Annotated in this window: 19 protein-coding genes; 13 read left to right on the forward strand and 6 right to left on the reverse strand. The window is 62.0% G+C overall.

Translation table 11 applies throughout. The features are described 5' to 3' along the window. The first annotated feature begins 1 nt into the window (after position 1). From QQL64_RS15345 to QQL64_RS15360, 4 genes are all read left to right on the forward strand, one after another. Complete coding sequence (locus QQL64_RS15345) at positions 2 to 859, forward strand: CheR family methyltransferase (RefSeq protein ID WP_284401244.1); 858 nt, start codon at positions 2 to 4, stop codon at positions 857 to 859. Continuing rightward, positions 856 to 1,425: a chemotaxis protein CheB gene (locus QQL64_RS15350; RefSeq protein WP_284401245.1), complete on the forward strand. Its 570-nt coding sequence runs from the start codon at positions 856 to 858 to the stop codon at positions 1,423 to 1,425. The genes QQL64_RS15345 and QQL64_RS15350 overlap by 4 nt, the downstream gene beginning before the upstream one ends. Before the next feature lie 3 nt (positions 1,426 to 1,428). Next, positions 1,429 to 2,427 (forward strand): diguanylate cyclase domain-containing protein, encoded by a 999-nt coding sequence (locus QQL64_RS15355; RefSeq protein WP_284401246.1) that lies wholly within the window; start codon positions 1,429 to 1,431, stop codon positions 2,425 to 2,427. A gap of 65 nt (positions 2,428 to 2,492) precedes the next feature. Continuing rightward, positions 2,493 to 3,404 carry a CPBP family intramembrane glutamic endopeptidase gene (locus QQL64_RS15360; protein WP_284401248.1) on the forward strand — a complete coding sequence of 304 codons (912 nt, stop codon included), beginning with the start codon at positions 2,493 to 2,495 and terminating at the stop codon, positions 3,402 to 3,404. Positions 3,405 to 3,482: 78 nt separating this feature from the next. On the opposite strand, the gene QQL64_RS15365 is transcribed toward QQL64_RS15360, so the two are convergent. From QQL64_RS15365 to QQL64_RS15375, 3 genes are read right to left on the reverse strand one after another with little or no spacing between them, the layout of a single operon-like run. Next, positions 3,483 to 3,950: a hotdog fold domain-containing protein gene (locus QQL64_RS15365; RefSeq protein WP_284401249.1), complete on the reverse strand. Its 468-nt coding sequence runs from the start codon at positions 3,948 to 3,950 to the stop codon at positions 3,483 to 3,485. Between the two features lie 54 nt (positions 3,951 to 4,004). Then, on the reverse strand, positions 4,005 to 6,485 hold the full coding sequence (locus QQL64_RS15370; protein ID WP_284401251.1) for an acyl-CoA dehydrogenase: 2,481 nt from the start codon (positions 6,483 to 6,485) through the stop codon (positions 4,005 to 4,007). Position 6,486: 1 nt separating this feature from the next. Then, positions 6,487 to 7,395, reverse strand: coding sequence for an alpha/beta fold hydrolase (locus QQL64_RS15375; RefSeq protein WP_404601045.1), 909 nt, complete (start codon positions 7,393 to 7,395; stop codon positions 6,487 to 6,489). 115 nt (positions 7,396 to 7,510) lie between these two features. On the opposite strand from QQL64_RS15375, the gene QQL64_RS15380 reads away from it, so the two are divergent. The 5 genes from QQL64_RS15380 (at position 7,511) to QQL64_RS15400 (ending at position 12,193) form a co-directional block, all read left to right on the forward strand. Next, positions 7,511 to 8,089 carry a TetR/AcrR family transcriptional regulator gene (locus tag QQL64_RS15380; protein ID WP_284402215.1) on the forward strand — a complete coding sequence of 193 codons (579 nt, stop codon included), beginning with the start codon at positions 7,511 to 7,513 and terminating at the stop codon, positions 8,087 to 8,089. 148 nt (positions 8,090 to 8,237) lie between these two features. Further along, on the forward strand, positions 8,238 to 10,007 hold the full coding sequence (locus QQL64_RS15385; RefSeq protein ID WP_284401252.1) for a phosphoenolpyruvate carboxykinase (GTP): 1,770 nt from the start codon (positions 8,238 to 8,240) through the stop codon (positions 10,005 to 10,007). Positions 10,008 to 10,262: 255 nt separating this feature from the next. Beyond that, positions 10,263 to 10,811, forward strand: coding sequence for an RNA polymerase sigma factor (locus QQL64_RS15390; protein WP_284401253.1), 549 nt, complete (start codon positions 10,263 to 10,265; stop codon positions 10,809 to 10,811). Beyond that, entirely contained in the window at positions 10,808 to 11,266 is a 459-nt protein-coding gene (locus tag QQL64_RS15395; RefSeq protein WP_284401254.1) for a hypothetical protein, read from the forward strand. The genes QQL64_RS15390 and QQL64_RS15395 overlap by 4 nt, the downstream gene beginning before the upstream one ends. A gap of 21 nt (positions 11,267 to 11,287) precedes the next feature. Then, the gene (locus QQL64_RS15400) at positions 11,288 to 12,193 is read left to right on the forward strand and encodes a DUF4097 family beta strand repeat-containing protein (RefSeq protein WP_284401255.1); all 906 of its coding nucleotides are present in this window, start codon (positions 11,288 to 11,290) and stop codon (positions 12,191 to 12,193) included. Between the two features lie 64 nt (positions 12,194 to 12,257). Here the strand turns inward: QQL64_RS15400 and QQL64_RS15405 are convergent, their stop codons facing one another. Further along, a complete protein-coding gene (locus QQL64_RS15405) occupies positions 12,258 to 13,127 on the reverse strand; it encodes a hypothetical protein (RefSeq protein ID WP_284401256.1) in 870 nt (289 codons plus the stop codon). Between the two features lie 286 nt (positions 13,128 to 13,413). Here QQL64_RS15405 and QQL64_RS15410 point away from each other — a divergent pair, with 286 nt between their 5' ends. Further along, positions 13,414 to 16,305 (forward strand): bifunctional diguanylate cyclase/phosphodiesterase, encoded by a 2,892-nt coding sequence (locus QQL64_RS15410; RefSeq protein ID WP_404601046.1) that lies wholly within the window; start codon positions 13,414 to 13,416, stop codon positions 16,303 to 16,305. 14 nt (positions 16,306 to 16,319) lie between these two features. On the opposite strand, the gene hslO is transcribed toward QQL64_RS15410, so the two are convergent. Beyond that, positions 16,320 to 17,213: an Hsp33 family molecular chaperone HslO gene (gene hslO, locus QQL64_RS15415; protein WP_284401257.1), complete on the reverse strand. Its 894-nt coding sequence runs from the start codon at positions 17,211 to 17,213 to the stop codon at positions 16,320 to 16,322. A 112-nt stretch (positions 17,214 to 17,325) separates the two neighbouring features. Here hslO and mtgA point away from each other — a divergent pair, with 112 nt between their 5' ends. From mtgA to QQL64_RS15430, 3 genes are read left to right on the forward strand one after another with little or no spacing between them, the layout of a single operon-like run. Beyond that, the gene (gene mtgA / locus QQL64_RS15420; RefSeq protein ID WP_284401258.1) at positions 17,326 to 18,072 is read left to right on the forward strand and encodes a monofunctional biosynthetic peptidoglycan transglycosylase; all 747 of its coding nucleotides are present in this window, start codon (positions 17,326 to 17,328) and stop codon (positions 18,070 to 18,072) included. A gap of 37 nt (positions 18,073 to 18,109) precedes the next feature. Next, on the forward strand, positions 18,110 to 19,078 hold the full coding sequence (locus QQL64_RS15425) for a glycosyltransferase family 2 protein (protein WP_284401259.1): 969 nt from the start codon (positions 18,110 to 18,112) through the stop codon (positions 19,076 to 19,078). Positions 19,079 to 19,122: 44 nt separating this feature from the next. Next, positions 19,123 to 19,551: a CBS domain-containing protein gene (locus QQL64_RS15430; protein ID WP_284401260.1), complete on the forward strand. Its 429-nt coding sequence runs from the start codon at positions 19,123 to 19,125 to the stop codon at positions 19,549 to 19,551. On the opposite strand, the gene QQL64_RS15435 is transcribed toward QQL64_RS15430, so the two are convergent. Further along, complete coding sequence (locus QQL64_RS15435) at positions 19,552 to 20,814, reverse strand: NTP/NDP exchange transporter (RefSeq protein WP_284402218.1); 1,263 nt, start codon at positions 20,812 to 20,814, stop codon at positions 19,552 to 19,554. Positions 20,815 to 20,821: the final 7 nt, after the last annotated feature.

Consider the following 20,821-nt stretch of genomic DNA (forward strand, 5'->3'; position numbering starts at 1 on the left):
CATGGATCAGTCACCGGTATCTCCCGAGCTGGACAACATCGAGGTAGAGCTGTTCGTGCAGGCGCTCCAGCGTCGCCATGGCTACGACTTCAGCCAATACGCGCCGGCGTCGCTGAAACGGCGCGTGCGCCAACTCTCCGATCAACTCGAATGCAAGACGATCAGCGGCCTGATCGAACGCGTCATGCACGAGCCTCAACTATTGCCGCGCCTGCTGGAAGGCTTAACCGTGCCGGCCTCGGACATGTTCCGCGATCCGGTTATGTTCCGCGCCCTGCGCGAGCAGGTTTTGCCGGTGCTAGCCTCGTATCCTCAGATCAATATCTGGCAGGCCGGTTGTGCGCATGGTCAGGAGGTGTACTCGCTCGCGATCCTGCTGGAGGAGGCCGGGCTTTACGAGCGCACGCAGATTTTTGCGACCGACCTTAGCGAACGCGCCCTGCAACAGGCCCAGGAGGGCATCTACCCTGCTCGCGAAGCGCAACAGTGGTCGCGCAACTACCAGGCATCCGGCGGAACGCGTTCACTGGCCGATTACTACAGCGCGCGCTATAACCTGCTCAAGCTCGACCAGCGATTGCGCCGGAACGTGACGTTCGCACGGCACAACCTTGTCTCCGACGGCGTGTTTTGCGAAGCGCATCTGATACTTTGCCGCAACGTGCTCATCTATTTTTCCAATCTGCTGCAGGATCATGTGCTATCGCAGTTTCGCGACAGCCTCGTCCGCGGCGGCTTCCTCTGCCTGGGTTTGCGCGAAAGCTTGGACTACGCGTCGTCGTCGGCCGATTTCAGTCCTTTCGCGGGGCCCTTGCGTATTTACCGTCTGGCCAGTCGTTCGGAGCGAAAACTCGCATGACCACGCCTGCGGCCATCGTGATGGGATGTTCGGCGGGCGGCGTCGATGCGCTCAAGGCGGTGCTTGGCGGACTCGACGCAAAACTGACTCAAGCCGTGCTGGTGTGCTGCCATAGCAGTTCCGACACGGTCGACCTGCTCTGCGAAGTGCTGGGACGAGTTTCGCCGCTGCCGGTGATCGAGGCCGCCGAACGACATGCCGTGCGTCCAGGTGTCGTGCAGATGGCACCCACCGGCTATCACCTGCTGGTGGAAAGCGACTTGCATTTCGCCCTGTCGATCGATCCGCGCGTCAATCACGCGCGCCCCTCCATTGACGTCATGTTCACCTCCGCTGCTGAAGTCTGGCGCGAGACGCTGATCGGCGTCGTGCTGACCGGCGGCAACGTCGACGGTGCCAAAGGCCTGCATCGGATTCGCCAGTTGCACGGCGTCGCTGTCGTTCAGTCTCCGGCCAGTGCCGAAGTGGCGCTCATGCCGCAAGCCGCGCTGGACATCGCCGGTGCGGACCACTGCGTTGCCCTGCCCGAAATTGCCCCTCTGCTCAATCGTCTGTGCCTGGCATAACTTATGTCTCCTCCTAAAATCCTGGTTGTCGACGACACGCGTGCCAACCTGGTCGCGATGCGCCGCTTGCTTGCCGATTGCGGCGCCGAACTGGTTGAGGCGAGCAGCGGTAATGAAGCCCTGTCGCTATGCCTGGATCAGCGATTCGCGCTGATTCTGCTTGACGTGAACATGCCCGACATGGATGGCTTCGAAGTGGCTGCCCTGCTTGCCGAGGCCGAACAATTGCACGACACGCCGGTGATCTTCGTGACCGCCGCTTACGCAGATGATCTCAACCGACTCAAAGGTTATCGCTCCGGTGCGGTGGACTACATCGCCAAACCGATCAACGACGCGATCCTGCAATCCAAGGTGCGCGTATTCCTGGAGCTCAATGCAGCGCGCATGCAGCTTCAACAAGCGATGGAAGAACTGTCGGCGCGCAATCAGCAATTACAGGTGGAAATCGCCGAGCGCCAACGTATCGAGGCGAAAGTGCGGCATCAGGCCACCCACGACATGCTGACCGGCTTGCCCAATCGCGTGCTGTTCCATGATCGCTTACGCGCGGCGATGCAACGCAGCACGCGGCACGACAGCCGCTTCGCACTCGCGCTGGTGGATATCGACGGCTTCAAGGCGGTGAACGACACGTACGGACATCCTGCCGGCGATGCGCTGCTGCAGGCCATTTCCTCCCGACTTAGCGGCCACGTGCGCACCAACGACACAGTCGCGCGTTTGGGCGGTGACGAATTCGCGCTGATCTTCGAGGACGTGACCGGCGTCCCGCCGTTGCTCGAGCGCTGCCAGGAAATGTGCCGCATGCTTGCCCAACCGTATTCGCTCAGTGGCCAGCGCGGGGATTTCATTGCGCACGTGAGCGCGAGCATCGGCATCGCCTTGTGGCACGACGGGATCGATAGCGACGAGCAATTGATCCAAGCCGCGGACCGCGCACTCTATGAAGCCAAGGAAAAAGGCAAGAACCGGTGCGTGCTATCGCCGCCCGACGCGTGACGTATGGCACTGCGTTCGCCGCTCAGCACCGCTTAGCCTGCCTGCAACCACATCAGGAGATATGTATGACAGGATCCGTCGCTTTCATCACGCCATCGTCGGCGCCGGCATGGCAACGCTGGCTGGTGTACTCGGCGGGAGCGCGCATCGTGCTCTTCGCAGCCATGCTGTTTGGAATCGGCTATGTCGTCCACGCCATCGTGCCGATGCTCGGCTGGACGGGCAAAGCCGCCAATCCGTTGCAGCACGCGTTCGCCATGATGTCGTTGCAGCTGCTGCCTGCCATCCTCGGCTACGTCATCCTCGTACTTTTTATCGAGCGAAGGTCGATCCGTGAGTTGTCACCGCGCACGATACCGACGTACGGTGTCGCCGGCCTGATCGGCGGCGTCATATTGTTCAGCGCGATCGTGGGCCTGTTGTGGTTGTTCGGCAGCTACCATGTGTCCGGCACCAATGCGCAGGTGGATTGGATGCCCGCGGTGCTGGAGGCCGGCATCGGCGCTGGCATCGGCGAAGAGATCATCACGCGTGGTGTGCTGTTTCGCATCCTCGAAGAAGGCATGGGCACCTGGTGGGCGCTGGCCATTTCGGCTTTGTTCTTCGGCGGCGCGCACGTCTTCAACCCGGGCGCCACGTTGTGGAGTTCGCTCGCCATTGCCGTCGAAGCGGGTATCTTGCTCGCTCTTGTTTTTCATGTGACGCGTTCGCTATGGGCCTGCATCGGCCTGCACGCGGCTTGGAACATCATGCAGGGGACGGTCTACGGCATCCCCGTATCGGGCATGAAAGAGAGCGGATGGCTGATCTCCACGCGTACCGGGCCCACCTGGCTGAGCGGCGGCGTGTTCGGTGCCGAGGCATCGGTGGTGGCTATGTCGGCTAGTTTGCTGGTATCGATCGCGTTGCTGATCGTGGCGCTGCGTCGCGGAAGCATCGTGGCGCCGGCCTGGTCCCGCCGATCGACGGGCCTCTGACTAAGAATCGTTCGGTAGATCAATCATTGCACGTTGAATTCATCGACCCGATGGATTCAACGTGCGGTGTGCGCATGGCTAATGCCGTGGCGACACCCACATCGTAATACGCGCCCGGAAGACCGGAAGACCCGCAGGGTCGGTAACCTGCACGATCACCGGCCAATCGATGCCGGTATCCGCGGCAACATTGGTTGTCTCTGGCGTGGCGATCGCGCACATGGTGCCACGTGCCTTACTCAAGTATTCCACGCTCATCCCTTTGGGAATCCAGCGCATACCAGGCGGCAAGGTAGCCTCCGCCATCACGCCGGCGCTCAATTCGGCCATATTGCACAGCGCGATCGCATGCACGGTACCGATATGATTGTGTACGCGTCGGCGATCGCGGATGCGCACTTCGCAACGCCCTGGTTCCAGCGCCACAAAGCGCGGCGCGATGGTCGAGAAATACGGCGCCCTGAGGCAAACCGCACGCGAAAACAGCCAATGACCGCCCGGCCAACGCGTGATGCGGTGGTACAACGACAGTAGCGACGCACTCATCGTATTCCCCTAGGACGGTGGCCCATGACGGGCCACCGTAGAAGTCACGGCGTCTTACGCGGCGCGTTGCGCGGCGTCGGCCAATTTTTTCGGATCGTTGCGAATCACCGCCGCACGCAGCTCGGCCGGATCGAAATCGTCCACGGAAATGAACTCGAACACCCCTTCGCGCACGCGCTTGAGCAACGCCGCTTCGCTGGGATCGATCACACCGGCTTTCACCGCCTCGTCCAGCTGGCCCTGGTAGTCGTGCGCAGTTAGTTGCCCAGCCTTTAGCGCCTTGCCGAACTTGCGCTCCATGGGCTCAGCGGCGATCACGTCGGGCAGCAACGCATTCATGCGACCAACGGTGTTGTTGGCCGTTGGCGTGAGATAGGCCCATTCGAGCAAACGATCGCGCGCTTCGCCCGGCGCCGTGATGATGGCGGCAACGCGACGGCCGAGGCGGTCCGACGGCGGCACTTCGCGGCGACCGAACGGGAACACCAGCACGTGCAGCAACCACGCCACGGGGCGCACTGGGAAGTTGCGGATCGCACCGTCCAGCGCCATCTGCGTGCGCCACATGCATTCGTGGAATGCCCAAGCCAGCAACGGGCGATCCGCTTCCGGACGGCCGGTATCCTCATAACGCTTCAGCATGGCGCTCGCGATGTAGAGATAGCTCAATACGTCGCCCAAGCGCGCGGAGAGCTTTTCCTTGAACTTCAGCTTGCCGCCGAGCACACCCATGAAGGTATCCGCACACAACGCCAGCGCAGCGGAATAACGATTGAGTTTGCGGTAATAGCGACGCGTATACGCATCACCGGCCGTGTCACCGATGCGCGCACCGGTCACGCCGAGCACGAAGCTGCGCACGGCATTGGAAATACCGAAACCCAGATGCCCGAACAAAGCGCGGTCGAATGTTTTCAAGCGATCGCCGTAGTCGGGGATCGACAGCGCCTGCATTTCCTTAAGCACATAAGGATGGCAGCGAATGGCACCCTGACCGAAGATCATCAGGCTGCGCGTCATGATGTTGGCGCCCTCCACCGTGATAGCGATCGGCACACCCTGCCACGCGCGCCCTGCGTAGTTCTTCGGACCTAGCTGCACGGCCTTGCCGCCGTGCACATCCATCGCGTCGCCCGCGATCACCCGGCCCCATTCGGTGGCGTGATACTTGGCGATAGCCGACGGCACCGCTGGCTTTTCACCGCGATCTACGGCCGCCGCTGTGGCGCGTGACAACGCTGCCGTCGCATAGGTGAGTCCACCGATACGCGCCAAGGCCTCTTCCACACCCTCGAAGCGCGCAACCGCGAGTCCGAATTGCTTGCGCATGCGCGCATAAGTGCCCGTCGCCGCGACTGCCATGCGCACGCCGCCGGTGGCATTGGAAGGCAGCGAGATGGCGCGCCCCACCGAGAGACATTCCACCAGCATGCGCCAACCGTGGCCGGCCATATGCGGCCCGCCGATCAGCGTCGACAGCGGCGCGAAAATATCCTTGCCGCGCACCGGGCCGTTCTGGAACGGCACGTTGAGCGGGAAATGACGGCGACCGATTTCCAGGCCCGGCGTGCTGCGCGGCAGAAGCGCCAACGTGATGCCAAGATCCTCTTTGTCACCGAGCAGGTGCTCGGGATCGTACAGACGGAACGCCAGACCCACGACCGTGGCGATAGGCGCCAGCGTGATGTAACGCTTGTCGAAATTCAGTTTCATGCCGATGGTTTCAACACCATCGACGACCTGCTTGCACACGATGCCGTAATCGGGAATCGACGTGGCGTCGGAACCCGCGTAAGGGCCGGTGAGTGCGAAGCACGGAATTTCCTCACCGACCGCCAGGCGTGGTAGATAGAAATTCTTCTGTTCGTCGCTGCCGTAATGAAGCAGCAGTTCGGCCGGGCCGAGCGAGTTGGGCACCGCCACCGTGGAAGCCACCGTTGCCGACATCGTGGCCAGTTTCTGCAGCACCGCCGAATGCGCCAGTGCGGAGAACTGCAGGCCGCCGTACTGCTTCGGAATGATCATGCCGAAGAATTTGTGCTTCTTGACGAAATCCCAGACTTCCGGCGGTAGATCGGCTAGCTCGTGAGTGATCTGCCAGTCGTCGAGCATGCCGCACAACTGTTCCACCGGGCCGTCGAGGAAGGCTTTTTCTTCCACGCTGAGCTCGGGCTTGGGTTGCTTCAGCAACTCATGCCAGGCGGGTTTGCCGGAGAACAGCTCGCCTTCGAAACCGACAGTGCCGGCTTCCAGTGCTGTCTGTTCGGTATCCGATAATTTCGGCGTCACCTTGGCGAACAGTTTCAGCAGCGGCGCGCTGATCTGCTTGCGACGAAAGTCGATCAGCAGCAGAGGTACGGCGATCGCCAGCTCGATGATCAGCAAAATCACCATCGTTACCGATGCTTGCGTCAGCAAGCCGACCACCAACGTGATGGCCACGGTGGCCACCGCCCAGGTGCGCAAACTGGTGCGGTGGTATGCACAGGCGCCAGTCGCTATGAGCGCCGCCAGTAGGGTCAATAGTACGGACATCTCAACACCTCGTTGCAGGTTGCTTGGCCGCGTCCGCAGGGACGTCGGCGGTCTCCAGGCTTGCGATGAAGCCTGCGATCTCGGCCGTGAATGCATCGTTTGCATCGCCGGCCAACATATGGGTGGCGCCCGCTACCTCGGCATGACGCGCATGCGGCACCAACGCAAGAAACTCGTCGACCGTGCGATGCGAAACCACATCGCTCCGCTCGCCGGAAAGGAGCAATACCGGCACATCGACTTTGGCTGCGGCCGCGAGCAGTCGCGGTTGATAACGCTCGCTTTCGCTCACCAGGCCACCGGCCAGCAAGGCCGGATCCCAGTGCCAACGCAGGCGCCCGTCTGCGCCTTCGCGCAGCAATGGACGCAGCTGTTGTTCGCTCTTGCGTTCGCGTCGTTGCGGTAGATAAGCCGCGATCTGTTCGGCCGCTTCGGCGTAACTGGCGAAACCGTCCGGGTGCGCTTGCATGAAAGCCAGGATGCGCTCGACACCCGATGTTTCCCAGCGCGGCGTGATGTCCACCAGCACCAAAGCGCGGAAAGGCGATGGCCGGACCTCCCCCGCTACCACGAGGCCCAACAAGCCACCCATCGATGCCCCCACCAGAATGGGCGGCTCCGGCTGCGCACGGGCCAATCCGAGCAGATCGTCGACAAACTGTTCCATGTGGTAATCGCCACCGGCAATCCGGTCGCTTTCGCCGTGGCCGCGGCTGTCGAAACTCACGCAGCGGAAGCCTTGCCTCGCCATCGTCGCCGCCGCAGCGTTCCAGGCGCCACGCGTCTGGCCAAAGCCATGCGCGAACAGCAGCGTCGGCTGGCCCGACGGATGACGCAGATCCACCGCCAGAGACAAACCGTCGGCAGTGAGGAAAGAGGTCTTGGTGGACGGGTTTGATTCCATACGCATGAGTATGGAATGCTCGCCTAGCTGTCGTCAACCGGCATCGGAATCTGAGTTTTCCGGCAGCCTGTCGGCGACAGCTCCGCCACAGTTTCACCCCTGTCTGGGCTACCATACGGAAATGAATGTCCGTCAAAAACCCGAACGTACACGTCTTTCCGCCGAAGATTGGGAAGACGCCGCCCTCAGCCTGATCGCCGAACAAGGCGTCGGGGCCCTGGCCGTCGAGGCGCTTGCCCGCCAACTTGGCGTCACCAAGGGCAGCTTTTACTGGCATTTTCGCACCCGTGAAGCCCTGCTTCAGGCCGCCCTGGAGCGCTGGGAGCAGTACGGCGAGCGCGAAATCATCAGCCAGATCGAGGCGATTCCCGATCCGCGCGAACGCCTGCCCGAACTGTTCCGCCGCGTTGCCCATGAGCTGCAACCGCATCGCGTCTATGCCGCCTTGCTAAAGGCATTGGACCACCCGCTGGTGGTGCCCGTGATGGCACGCGTCTCGAAACGGCGTACGGAATTTCTGCATACGGCCTACAGCGAGGCCGGTATGGAGGCCAACGAAGCACTGAACCGTGCGCGCCTCACCTACGCCGCCTATGTCGGCTTCCTGCAGCTGAATTTCACGCTCGGTCTGCCAAGGTTGAATCATGAAGAGTTCGACGCCTACGTCGAGCACATGATTGCGACCCTGATCCCCGCCTAAGCCCCCGGTACACGCCGATCTTATGCCGCCGACAGGGTCGTGCGGCACCTGGCCGCATGCCTGTTTGCTGCATGCAACCTTGCAATGCCACTACTCGTAACATACCGTCGCATATCCTTTTTGTGGGTAGACCAAGGCGAGGAAAGATATGGCGAGCAAGCTGGACACGCTCGAGCATTGGGTCAATGACGTGGCGGCTATGACCCGCCCCGCGACGATCCATTGGTGCGACGGTTCCGATACCGAATATCGGGCGTTGGTGCAGCTGATGCTGCAGAACGGAGATCTGATCGAACTGAACCAGCAGACTCATCCGGGCTGCTATCTACACCGCTCCAGCCCGTCCGACGTGGCGCGCGTGGAGCATCTGACGTTCGTTTGCACGGGGGATCAGGCCGACGCCGGCCCCAACAATCACTGGATGGCACCCGCCGAGGCACACACCAAGATCGACGCGCTGTTCGACGGCTGCATGGAAGGCCGCACCATGTACGTGATTCCGTATTGCATGGGACCGATCGACTCGCCGCTCTCGCGTTGTGGCGTGGAAATCACCGATAGTCCCTACGTGGTCGCCAACATGCGCACGATGACCCGTATGGGCGCCGCGGCGCTGGCGCGCATCGAGCGCGAAGGAAGCTTCGTCAAGGGGCTGCACTCGACCGGCGAACTCGATCCGGAACGCCGTTTCATCATGCACTTCCCCGAAGAGCTGACGATCAAATCGTACGGCTCCGGCTACGGCGGCAACGCCTTGCTGGGCAAGAAATGCCATGCCTTGCGTATCGCCAGCTATCAGGCGCGCAGCGAAGGCTGGTTGGCCGAGCACATGCTGATCGTGGGCATCGAAAATCCGCAGGGCCAGACTCACTACATCGCCGCCGCATTCCCATCTGCTTGCGGAAAAACCAACCTGGCGATGCTGATTCCGCCGGAGGGCTATCGCAAGGACGGTTGGCGCGTGTGGACCATCGGCGACGACATTTGCTGGATGCGCCCGGGCGAAGATGGACGTCTATACGCCATCAATCCGGAAGCCGGTTTCTTCGGCGTGGCGCCTGGCACCAGTCGCAACAGCAACCCGAATGCTCTGGCCTCGATCGCGCGCGACACCATCTTCACCAATGTCGCCGTTACCGCGGACAACCAGCCCTGGTGGGAAGGGCTGCCCGGCACGCCGGTCACCGACTGGCAAGGCCGTCCGTATGATCCGGCCAACGGCCCCGCCGCGCATCCGAATTCACGCTTCACCGTCAGTGCCAAACAATGCCCGACCTGGTCGCCAAAGGCCGAAGATGCCCGAGGCGTACCGATCAGCGCCATCGTATTCGGCGGCCGTCGCCCCTCGCTGCTACCACTGGTGATGGAAGCGCGGGATTGGACACACGGCGTGCTGATGGGCGCTGCGATGGGTTCGGAGACCACCGCCGCCGCCACCGGCGCTGTCGGTGTATTGCGCCGCGATTCGATGGCGATGAAGCCGTTCTGCGGCTATCACTACGGCGATTACTTCGCGCACTGGCTGTCGTTCGACAAAGCCGGCTCCAGGCTACCGAAAGTCTTCCACGTGAATTGGTTCCGCAAGGGCAAAGACGGCAAGTTCCTGTGGCCGGGCTTCGGCGAAAACCTGCGGGTGCTGGAATGGATGATCGCCCGCGTCGAAGGCAAGGCGCGCGGCATGGAAACACCCATCGGCATCCTGCCCGCCAACGGTGAGCTCAAGATGGACGGCGTGGACATGCCGCGTGAGACGCTCGCCGAGCTGCTCGAGGTCGATACCCAGGGCTGGCAGACCGAGTTGCACGCCATCGGCGAGTATCTCGACAGCTTCCGCCCGCGCCTGCCCGCACGCCTGCGGCAGGAACAGCAACGCGTCGCCCAGGCCCTGGATACTCCGCGCAAAGCGGCCAACGCTTAAGACATGGCTTTTTGCCTTCGCCTCCTCTCCCCTCTGGGGAGAGGATTGAGGTGAGGGGTTGGGGCTTGCTCCGATCTTGATCAGAGCACGCTCCAAATCACCCATTACGCGAGGTTGACCCCTCATCCCAACCTTCTCCCCAAAGGGAGAAGGGGCAATCGCAAAGAGCCGCATTTCAAAGGTGTAAACCTATAGGCGCGCAGCCGCATCCAAGCTGGCAAGATGATTGCTGCTTTTGCTGTCAATGGGAGCGCCATGTCACCTGCACTCGCTGCGGGAAACAACGATACGGATGACGTGCGCGCGGCCGCAGCAGGCGACCGTCAGGCTTTCCAGCGCCTGTATCGCCTGCATGTGGGCCGCATCCATGGCGCGATGCTGCGACTGTCCGGCTACGATCATGCGCGCGCCGAAGATCTTACGCAGGATGCCTTCGTACGCGCCTGGCAGAAGCTGGACAGCTTCCGTGAGCAGAGTGCCTTCGGTACATGGCTTTACCGATTGGCGGTGAATGTGGCACTGATGGACATACGGGCGCGGGGCGCCGATCCCGTCGGCTATGTCGACGAGGACAACGTTCCCGAGCATGGCGAGACACCGTTCTGCGCCGCCGAACGCGAGGAGCTGGAACGCGCGATCGGCCGGTTGCCGCCGCGGGCTCGCGCTGTACTGGTACTGCATGACGTGGAAGGTTGGCGCCACGAAGAAATCGCCAACGAGCTGGACATGGCAGTAGGGTCATCCAAGGCGCAACTGCACCGTGCACGCGGCTTGTTGCGCAAGGCTCTTGGAGAAATGCGATGAACGAATTCGAATGGCTGCGCCAGATGCGCGAACTGAATCAGCCCGTCGCTCCGCAGAACGACGTATGGGCGCGCATCGATGCTGCTCTAGACGAAAATGCTGCGCCAGCCGATGTCACGGCACCGGCACCTATCAAGCGCGCGCGCCCTCACCGCGTATGGGCGCTAGCGGCGAGTATCGCAGCCGTCGTTGTGATAGCCGGCGGTGTCGTATGGCGCATGCATTCGGTTCCGCAAACCACCGAATCCGTGGCGACGAACATCCCCAGTGACAAGACACCATGGAAACCCAACGACCCGCGCCTGGCCGGCGCCGCGCTCGAACTGGGTGCCGCACGCATGGAACTGCAACAGGCGATGCAGCAAGCTCCCGACTCACCGGCCCTGCAGCGCCTGCTGCAGCGGACCGACGCGCAACAAGCTCGCTTGCGCGAGCTAGAGAAACAAGCTGGCTAAAGCTACCTGGACACCATAACTATGAAAAACGCCCGCTATCTGCCGCTGTTGCTCTGCCTGTCTTGGGGAGGGCAGGCTGTTGCCGAAACTCCGATTGACCTCAGCCACCCTGCTGCGCCAACGGCACATATCGACATCAGCAACATCAAAGGCGACGTCACCATCACTGCATGGGATCGCAACGAAGTACACGTCGGTGGCGAACTCGGTAACGGTGCCGTGCCGCTTACCATCGAAGGCAGCGACAACAACCTGTCCATCAAGGTGCAGGCGCAAGGACAAAACGGCTGGTTCAACTGGGGCAGCGACAAGGCGATGTCGTCGACCAAGCTGGATGTCAGCGTGCCGCGCGGCGCATCGCTAAAAGTCAGCGTTGTAAGCGCACCGCTGAGTGTGGACGGCATCGACGGCGGCGACATCGAAGTGAATTCGGTGAGCGGCCGGGTGCGCATCGATGCGCGGACGCCCATGCTCCACGTCGTCACCGTGAGCGGCAACGTCGCTTTCTCCGGTCAAGCCAAGCAAGCAAAACTGCAAACGGTGAGCGGCGACATTCTCGCGCCTTCACTCGGCCATACGGTCGATCTGCAGACGGTTTCCGGCCACATCCAGGCCGGCGGCGGCCCCTGGCAGCAGCTCAGCCTGAGTACCGTTTCGGGTGACGTGCAACTCAGTGGCGGACTCGCGGCCGGCGGCACGATGAGCCTCGACAGCATGAGCGGCGATCTGCAGCTGCAGTTCCCCGCTTCCCTGTCCAGCAGCGTGCACGCCGCCACGTTCAGCGGTGATCTGCGCAGCGATTTCGGCACGCCCAAGCAACCCGAACACGGCCCAGGGAGCACGCTCGATACCGTGGCTGGCGGCGGCGACGGCAAGATCAGCATCGAAACATTCAGCGGCGACCTGCGCATCCGCAAGCAGGACTGAGCATGACCGGACATAAAAAAAGCCCTCGCAATGCGGGGGCTTTTTTGTGCGTCGAGGAATCAGATCAAAGATCCTGGTGATACTGCACGTAAGGCGTACGCGATTGATCCGGTTCGGGCGGCCCTGCCGGCGTGTTTGTCGCGTTACCGGAAGACCAGAGATTCTGCGCACCGAAACTCAACGAACCCTGCCAAGGCAGACGCCACGTCACGCCAAGATCGATGCTGTTCCAGCGACGATCGGTAGTAAAGCTGTTCGGCATCCCGGGTTCCGGCGCCATCGTACGGCCGATGATGCTGCCGCTGATCGGACCGTGATCGATACCGAAGCTCAAGGCTTTCTGATCCAACGTGCTGAGGCCCATCAGATTGCCCGGCAACAGCCGGATGCGTCCCACGCTGGCGCCGAGTAGCAGACCGCTATTACCCGTCAGGGCAACACGACCGCGCGCATTCACTTGAGTGCTGCTGTCGAAATCCGGCAAGCCGTTAACACCGGTTACCGCGCCAGGCAGTACGCGCGGCAGCGGTGTGGTGTTCGGAACCTGATCCTGCGCAACGCTCACGCCGAGGCTATAGCGACCGGCGTTGTAGATAGCGCCCACTTCGCTGCCGACAATGCGCGGCTGAGTGACCCAGGAACGCTGATTGACACCGACTTGCGCCGTGACATTGGGTGTCACGCCGTACAGCAAGGTGCTCGAACTTACCGTGCCGCCCGAGAGCGGATTGAGCGAAAGCAACGCGTTATTCGCCGCCGCCGTCGTAGAACTCTGCGATTGCAGCAGCAACGAACCTTGCGTGGGCTGACCGGACTTCAATGAGCTCTGCTGTTGCAGCCACGCCATGTCGCTGACCTGATCGCCGCCCACCGTCTGCCCTGCCGCAACGAACGGCACGAACAATAACGGCAATGTCAGCAACAGTCGGCGCATGAAAGTTCGAATTGGCGTAGCAGACCGCGTCCGGCCCTCAGAGAGGGGCGGACTCCCGGGTGCCAGTATACCCCGTTTTACTTTTTACTAACACCCTGGATAGGCCACACTTTCTGTGTCGCAATGCGCCAAAACAGCCTCCCGAACAAGGACTTGCTGGCACGCTGGATGCATGATCGGGAAACCTTTCCGACCCGGCTACCAATAACCATCCACGCTGGCGACATGACGGTATCGTCACGATATATAGTCATCCGAGATAGCGCGCATGGACCCGCAAACAGCCATGAGTTCAGTGCCTGACAGCCGCAATTTCATGTCGGAATCCACCGGGGCTATCCCGGCGGAGCTACGTGAGACCATGGAACGGCTGTTTCGTGCCGTGGACGCGGGCAGCGTGCTGGAAACCTGCGAGGCAGCCCTGGGGCACCTGGGCATCAAGGGCCGGCTGCTTTGGCTGCCGCCGGAAGCGGACGACCAGCTGCCGGGACCGGGCCGGCTAAGTCTGGCCAAGGATCCGCAGAGCCTGCAGACCCTGGTGCTTGAGGGCGACCCCGCCGAGCTAAACGGCAAGGTGAGCGCTGAAATGGTCTGGCTGGGGCGACTCGCCGGGACCCGCCTACGCCAATTGAGCGAAACCGGTCGTCTCTACGAGGCCATTTCGCGCCTCGCCATGGCCGAGCGCCTGCAACGCGCCCTGTATGCCATCGCCGACCTGGCCGGCACAGCGCACAACATGACCGAGATGATGCAGTCGCTGCACACCATCGTCGGCATGCTGATGTACGCAGAGAACTTCTACATCTTCCTCTACGACCCCGCGACCGACAGCGTGCGCTTTCCGTATTACGTAGACACGATGGACCAGAAGCCGCCCCCGCCGGACGAGAGCTATCCGCTGCAAGACATGCGGCACAGCCTGTCATGGAACCTGCTGCAAGGCGGGCAGCCAATCATGGGTTCGGTCGAGGAGTTGTCGCGACAGCTGGAAGGCCGCTTCACCCTGGTCGGGCCCGCCTGCGAACACTGGCTGGGCGTGCCACTGCTACGCGGCAGCCAAGTGGCCGGCGGCATCGCCGTGCAAAGTTATCGGGCCGATACGCACTACACCCGACATGACCGCGACTTGCTCAATTACGTCGCGCAACATGTGCAGACGGCGCTAGAACGCCGCGAAGCGCATGCCGAACTGGAACGAAGGGTCGCCGATCGTACGGCAGCGCTGCGTGCTACCAATCGCGTGCTGCGCCAGCAAGTGCTACAACGCCAGCGTGGCGAACGCCTGCAATCGGCCTTGTTTCGCATCGCGGAACTGGCCAGCGCACCGGAAAGTCAGCAGAACTTTTACGCCGCCGCACACCGTGTCGTGAGCGGTTTGCTCTATGCGCGCAATTTCTACATCGCGCTACTCGACGAAAGCGGCCAGAACATCAGCTTCCCCTATTCGGTGGACGAGATCGAGACCGTGCGCAATCCGCGCCCGCTCGGCAACGGTGCCACCGAGTACGTACTAAAACACGGCAAACCCCTGCTGGCCGATCGGCAAAGTTTCGACCGGCTCGCTGCAGCCGGTGAATGCGTGGAAGCCGGGGCACCCTCGGTCTGCTGGCTCGGCGTTCCCCTGGTATGGGACGACCGCGTGATGGGTGTCCTCGCCGTGCAAAGCTATTCGCCCAAGCACATCTACGACACGCGCGACCAGGAACTGCTCACCTTCGTGAGCTATCACATCGCCAATGCCCTGCAACGCAAACAGACCAGTGAAACGCTGAAGCAGGCGTACGTGAATCTGGAGCGCCGCGTCACCGAACGCACGCGCGCACTGGCGTTGGCCAATCGCGACTTGCGCGAGCAGATCGCCGAGCGCGAACGCGTCGAGCGCCGACTGATGTACGAGACCTTGCACGATTCACTGACCGGCTTGCCCAACCGCACGCTATTGCTGCAGCGTCTTGGTCAGGCGCTGCAGGCTTATCACAACGATCCCAGCAAGCTGTTCGCGGTGCTCTTCATCGACCTGGACCGCTTCAAGGTCATCAACGACTCGGTGGGTCACTTGATTGGCGACGACTTGCTGTTTCAGGCAGGCAGCCGGATTCGCGCGTGCCTGAAAACCCGCGATCTGGTGGCGCGATTGGGCGGCGACGAATTCGCAGTGCTGCTGGAAGGCATTAACGACGCCAGCAAGGCCCGCACCATCGCCGAACGTATCATCGCGGAACTGCACGTGCCGTTCCGTCTCGGCGTGAAGGAAATTTTTACCTCGGCGTCGATCGGCATCGCCCTGCCCGCCCAGCACTACCAGCAACCGGAAGAGTTGCTGCGCGACGCGGACGCCGCGATGTATCGCGCCAAGGACGAGGGTCGTCACCGCGCCGCTATGTTCGACGATCGCCTGCGCCGCGAAGTGCTTTCGCTGCTGGAAATGGAAGGCGATCTGCGTCGCGCGCTGAGTCGCAATGAATTCGTACCGTTCTACCAGCCGATCGTCGCTCTCGACGACGGACACACCGTCGGTTACGAAGCCCTGCTGCGTTGGCGCCATCCCGACCGCGGTCTGCTATGCCCCGGGGATTTTCTCGCCGTCGCCGAAGAAAACGGCAGCGCGGAAACCATCGACTGGCAGATCTTCGAACAAGTCGCCTCGCAGGCAAGCATGTTGGCCGGGACCGATGGCTTCGTCAGCTTGAACGTATCGGGCCGACACTTCCGTATGCCCGATCTCGACGAGCGCCTGCTTAACCTGTTGCGTGCCCATCGCGTCAATCCGCGGTCGTTGCGTATCGAAGTAACCGAACGCACCCTGCTGGAAAATCCTTCGCAAGTGAAACGCATACTCGACAACTTGCGCCAGCACGGCGTAGGCATTGCGCTCGACGATTTCGGCACCGGCTATTCGTCACTCAGCTATCTGCATCAATATCCAATCGAAACACTGAAAATCGATCGCAGCTTCATTACCGAACTGGCCAACCCCGGCAGCCATAGCGTGCCGGTGGTACGCGCCATCCAGGTGCTGGCCGATTCGCTGCAAATGCAGGTGATTGCCGAAGGCATCGAAGAGGAAGAGCAGCGACAGGCGCTGCGGAGCATCGGCTGTCGCTACGGCCAAGGTTTTCTGTTCGCCCGGCCGCAAGCCGCCGAGGTGTGGCTGGGCACGATCAGCACCGTGGGCTGATCGCGCAACTTATGTCACTGCACCGTTGAGGTGGTCGCCGTGCCGCCGCTCAACAGATGCGCCGCATCGACGCGATCGAACGTGTATGCACGCGCGCAAAATTCGCAAGTGACCTCGATGGTGCCGTGATGCGCCTCCAGCGTGGCCTCGATCTCGTCACGCCCCAGCGAGCGCAACATCGCTTCCACTCGTTCGCGCGAGCAGCTGCAACCGAACGCCAGCGGCCGTGGTTTGAACAAGCGCACCGTTTCTTCATGATAGAGGCGATAGAGCAGCTGCTCCGGTGGCGTAGTGAGCAATTCGTCGCTACCGAGGGTGGCGGTTAGGTGCTCGATGCGCGGCCAGGCGTCCTCATCCTGGACCGCATCGCGACCGCCCTCACCCGGCAGCTTCTGCAACATCAGGCCGACGGCATGCTGATCGTTGGCCGCCAGCACGATGCGTGCCGGCAGCTGCTCGGACTGCTGGAAATAGTTTTCCAGCGCGCCAGCCAGCTCCGGGTGCCGCAGATCGACCAGGCCCTGATAACGTTGACCACGCTCGGCATGGCCGATGGTGATTGCCATGATGGCGTCGGGCAGGTCGCTCAAGGTCAGGGCGTCTGGCAAGGAGTCATTCCAGCGCGCCAGTCCGCGCAGGCGCCCGGTGTCGGAGCATTCGGCGAACAATAGCCGCAGGGCTCCGGCGCTCTTCAATTCGATCGACAACGCGCCATCGAGCTTGATGTTACCGGTCAGCAGCGCGCTCGCCGCCAGGGATTGGCCCAGCAAGTCTCGCAGGGGGGCGGGATAGTCGGCACGCCCCGCAACCTCGCGCCAGGCTGGGCCCAGCCGCACGATGACACCTCTAACCCCTGCGCGTTCAAGCAAAAAACGATGCAGCACATCTTCGACGAGCACGGTTTCCACTTCGATTACCTCTAAAAGCCAAGAGGCGAGAGATGGGGGCTCGCCTGGGGACTGACAATAGTCGGCACGGGTGGCCGCTTATACTGCGCCGGGTTTTTCTGTCTGGTCGGCCATGTCTCATCTTCCCTCTTTTCGTCGTCTGTTGCGTTATGCCGGCATCGTCGTTCTGTCATGGGTGGCGCTGAGCTGGCTGGTCGTGTTCGTGCTGCGCTTCGTGCCACCCTGGACCTCGGCGGTGATGATGGAACGCCAGTTCGCTGCGGTGATCCACGGCGAAAAAGCCTTTCATCTGCAGCATCACTGGGTTCCCTGGCCGCGTGTTTCGCCCTGGGTACCCTTGGCGATGGTGGCCGGCGAAGACCAGAAATTCCCGTTTCACCACGGTTTTGACTTCGATTCCATCCAGAACGCGATCGATGCGGCCGATGACGGCAAGCGATTGCGCGGCGCCAGCACGATCAGCCAGCAGACCGCCAAGAATTTGTTCCTGTGGAATGGCCGCAGCTTCATCCGCAAGGGATTGGAGGCGTATTTCACGGTGTTGCTGGAAGTGACCTGGCCCAAGCGCCGCATCCTGGAGGTCTATATGAATATCGCGCAGCTCGGCGACGGCATCTACGGCGTGGGCGCGGCCAGCGACACCTTCTTTGGCAAGTCGCCAGCCCAGCTTGGCCCCGCGCAGGCCGCCAGGCTGGCCGCGGTGCTGCCCAATCCGGATCGCTTTCGCGTCGATCGACCGAGCGTCTATGTGATGGAACGCAGCCGGTGGATCGAAGAGCAAATGGATCAACTCGGCGGACCGGGCTATCTGGAAAGCCAGCAGCCGCCACGTAATACCCGCATTCCACGACGGCGCTGATCCGTTAGCATCATTGCCACTACAACAGGTCCGAAGCATGCCGAAACTCACTGTCGTCGTTCCCGCCTACAACGAATCGGCCGTACTGGCGATCTTCCACGAACGCTTGCGCGGCGTGTTGGACACGCTTTCGCTGCAATGCAACGTGCTGTACATCGACGACGGCAGCCGGGATGACACCTGGACGATCATGCAATCGCTTGCTGCGGCCGATGCGCGCGTCGGTGCACTCAAGCTGTCGCGCAATTTCGGCAAGGAGATCGCCCTCACCGCCGGCCTCGATCATGTCGATGCCGATGCTGCCGTGGTGATTGATGCGGACCTGCAAGACCCGCCGGAGCTGATCCCCGAACTGGTGGCGCAATGGCAGGCCGGCTACGACGTGGTTTATGCCACACGTAGCGCGCGCGCCGGCGAGAGCGGCTTCAAGCGTTTCACGGCGGCGGCGTTTTATCGCACCATGGAGATACTCTCGGATGTGCCGGTGCCGCGCGATACCGGCGACTTCCGGCTACTCTCGCGCCGCGCGCTCAAAGCGCTGTCGCAGTTGCGCGAACGGCAGCGTTTCATGAAAGGGCTGTTCGCGTGGATCGGCTATCGACAAACCTCTGTCCAGTACATGCGCGATCCCCGCAAGGCCGGCAAGACCAAATGGAACTACTGGCGGCTGGGCCAGTTCGCCATCGAAGGCATTACTTCGTTCTCTAGCGCACCGCTGCGGCTGGCGACCTGGACCGGCGTGACGGCCTCTCTGGTCGCTTTCCTTCTCGGGCTCAAGGTACTGATCAAGGCGCTGATGCATCGGGATCCTGTGCCTGGTTATCCCAGCCTGATGGTGGTGATCCTGTTCCTCGGCGGCGTTCAGCTGCTTGCGCTGGGTGTGATCGGCGAATACCTCGGCCGCAGCTATGCCGAGAGCAAGCAGCGGCCGCTGTACTTCATCGAAGAGGAACGTCTTCCGGCGTCCCAGGGCACGCTTCACACTGAAGCCACACAGCAGCGCTAAACTGTCCCGACGCGGCCATGCTGCGGCCGTCGGGGAGGTTTGGCATGCGTCAAGTCAAGCATTTGCTTGCCACGAAAGGCAACGACATCTTCGCCATTGCGCCCGAGGCGCCGGTACTGGAAGCGATCAAACACATGGCCGAGCGATGCGTCGGCGCTTTGCTGGTGATGCGCGGCGAACAACTGGTCGGCATCGTTTCCGAACGCGACTACGCCCGCAAGGTGATCCTGCAGGGACGTTCTTCCGCCCAAACGGCGGTCTCCGAGATCATGAGCAGCCCCGCGCTCACCGTCACGCCCGAGACGGATGTTTTCGACTGCATGCGCCTGTGTACCGACAGCCGCATCCGCCATCTGCCGGTGGTGCATGGAAATCGCGTACTGGGTGTGATCTCGATCGGCGATCTGGTCAAGGAAGTGATCAGCGCGCAGGCCGAGCAGATCGACCAGTTGCAGCGTTACATCACCAGCTGATCAATGCGGCGCCGGCACGCCGGCGCCTTGCGATGATCTGGCATCATTTTCCGGCGCCAGGTCGGGTGACGTGGCGGTTTTGCGCGCCACCCAGGTCGCCACGGTCGCGATGCCGGCACCGATCAGCGCAATGCTGCCGAGGCCAACGCCGAGCTTGCCCAATCCGCTGATACCGCTGGTGATTACCACATCGCCGAATCGCCACACCGCGGTCTCTATGAAATTCTTGCCCTTGTAGCGCGTTTCGCGCGGCATGCGCGTGTAAAGCGCATCGCTCGCCGGCTTGGTCATGCCATACATGAAGCCGCGCGTGCCCACCATCATCAGGGCCAGCAAGGGAACGCCATAGCCCCACAGATTCAGCTGCCCATGGCCGCCTATCATCACCATCAACAACAAGCCGAGGTTCACCAGCTGCGGTAGAACCAGCGCCCATACCGCCCCGCGGTGCACAAGCAGCCAGCGCGATAGCGTCAGTTGGAGAAACGCACCGAGCAAGTTCACCGCCAGATCGATGTGCGTGTAAAAAGCCGTGCGCGCCGCCGCCGAAACAAGATGCGCTTTGGCATAGTCGGCCACCAACGCGTAAGCCAGCGTGCCGACGCCGTCACCCAGCAACATCAGGATCGCCATGTAACGCAAGAACGGCTGCGACCACAGCTCCCGCACGCCAGCCCAAAGCGAACCACCTACGGGCTGTTCGCCGAGCCCACCGTTTGCCCGCTGCGCAGAGATCCGCAAAAGCAGCAGCAACGAAATGCTCAGCATGGCTGCCGATACAAGCAGTAGTGGCGCCACCCCGATCAAGCCGACCAACAAACCGGTCAAGATCGGCCCAAATATCGCCCCCGCCATGCCGCCGAGTGCGATCAACGGAAACACATCACGTGCGCGCCGACTGTCGAACACATCCGCCATGAAGCTCCAGAACAGCGACACGACGAACAAATTGAACACACTGACCCAGATGAAGAACACCACACCTAGCGCGCGTGCACCGAGACGGTCCTGTGCCAGGAATGCCGGAATGAAAGCCAACAGACACACGATGAAGAAGCTGTAACTCCAGCCGAGCAGACGTCGCCGCGGAAAGCGGGCCACCAGCACACCGAACACCGGCGTCAACAGCAGCATGGCCAGAAAGGTGGCGGCATAAAACAACGGCAATTGAGCCGAGCCCACTGCACCGCCAAGCTGATCGCGCACCGGTCGCACGATGTAATAGGCGGTCAACACGAAGAAAAACGCGAGCGCCGACACCATCGGCGTG

Origin of the sequence: Dyella lipolytica, assembly GCF_030160075.1 — a bacterium.
In the GTDB taxonomy this organism is placed as follows: Bacteria; Pseudomonadota; Gammaproteobacteria; order Xanthomonadales; family Rhodanobacteraceae; genus Dyella_B; species Dyella_B lipolytica.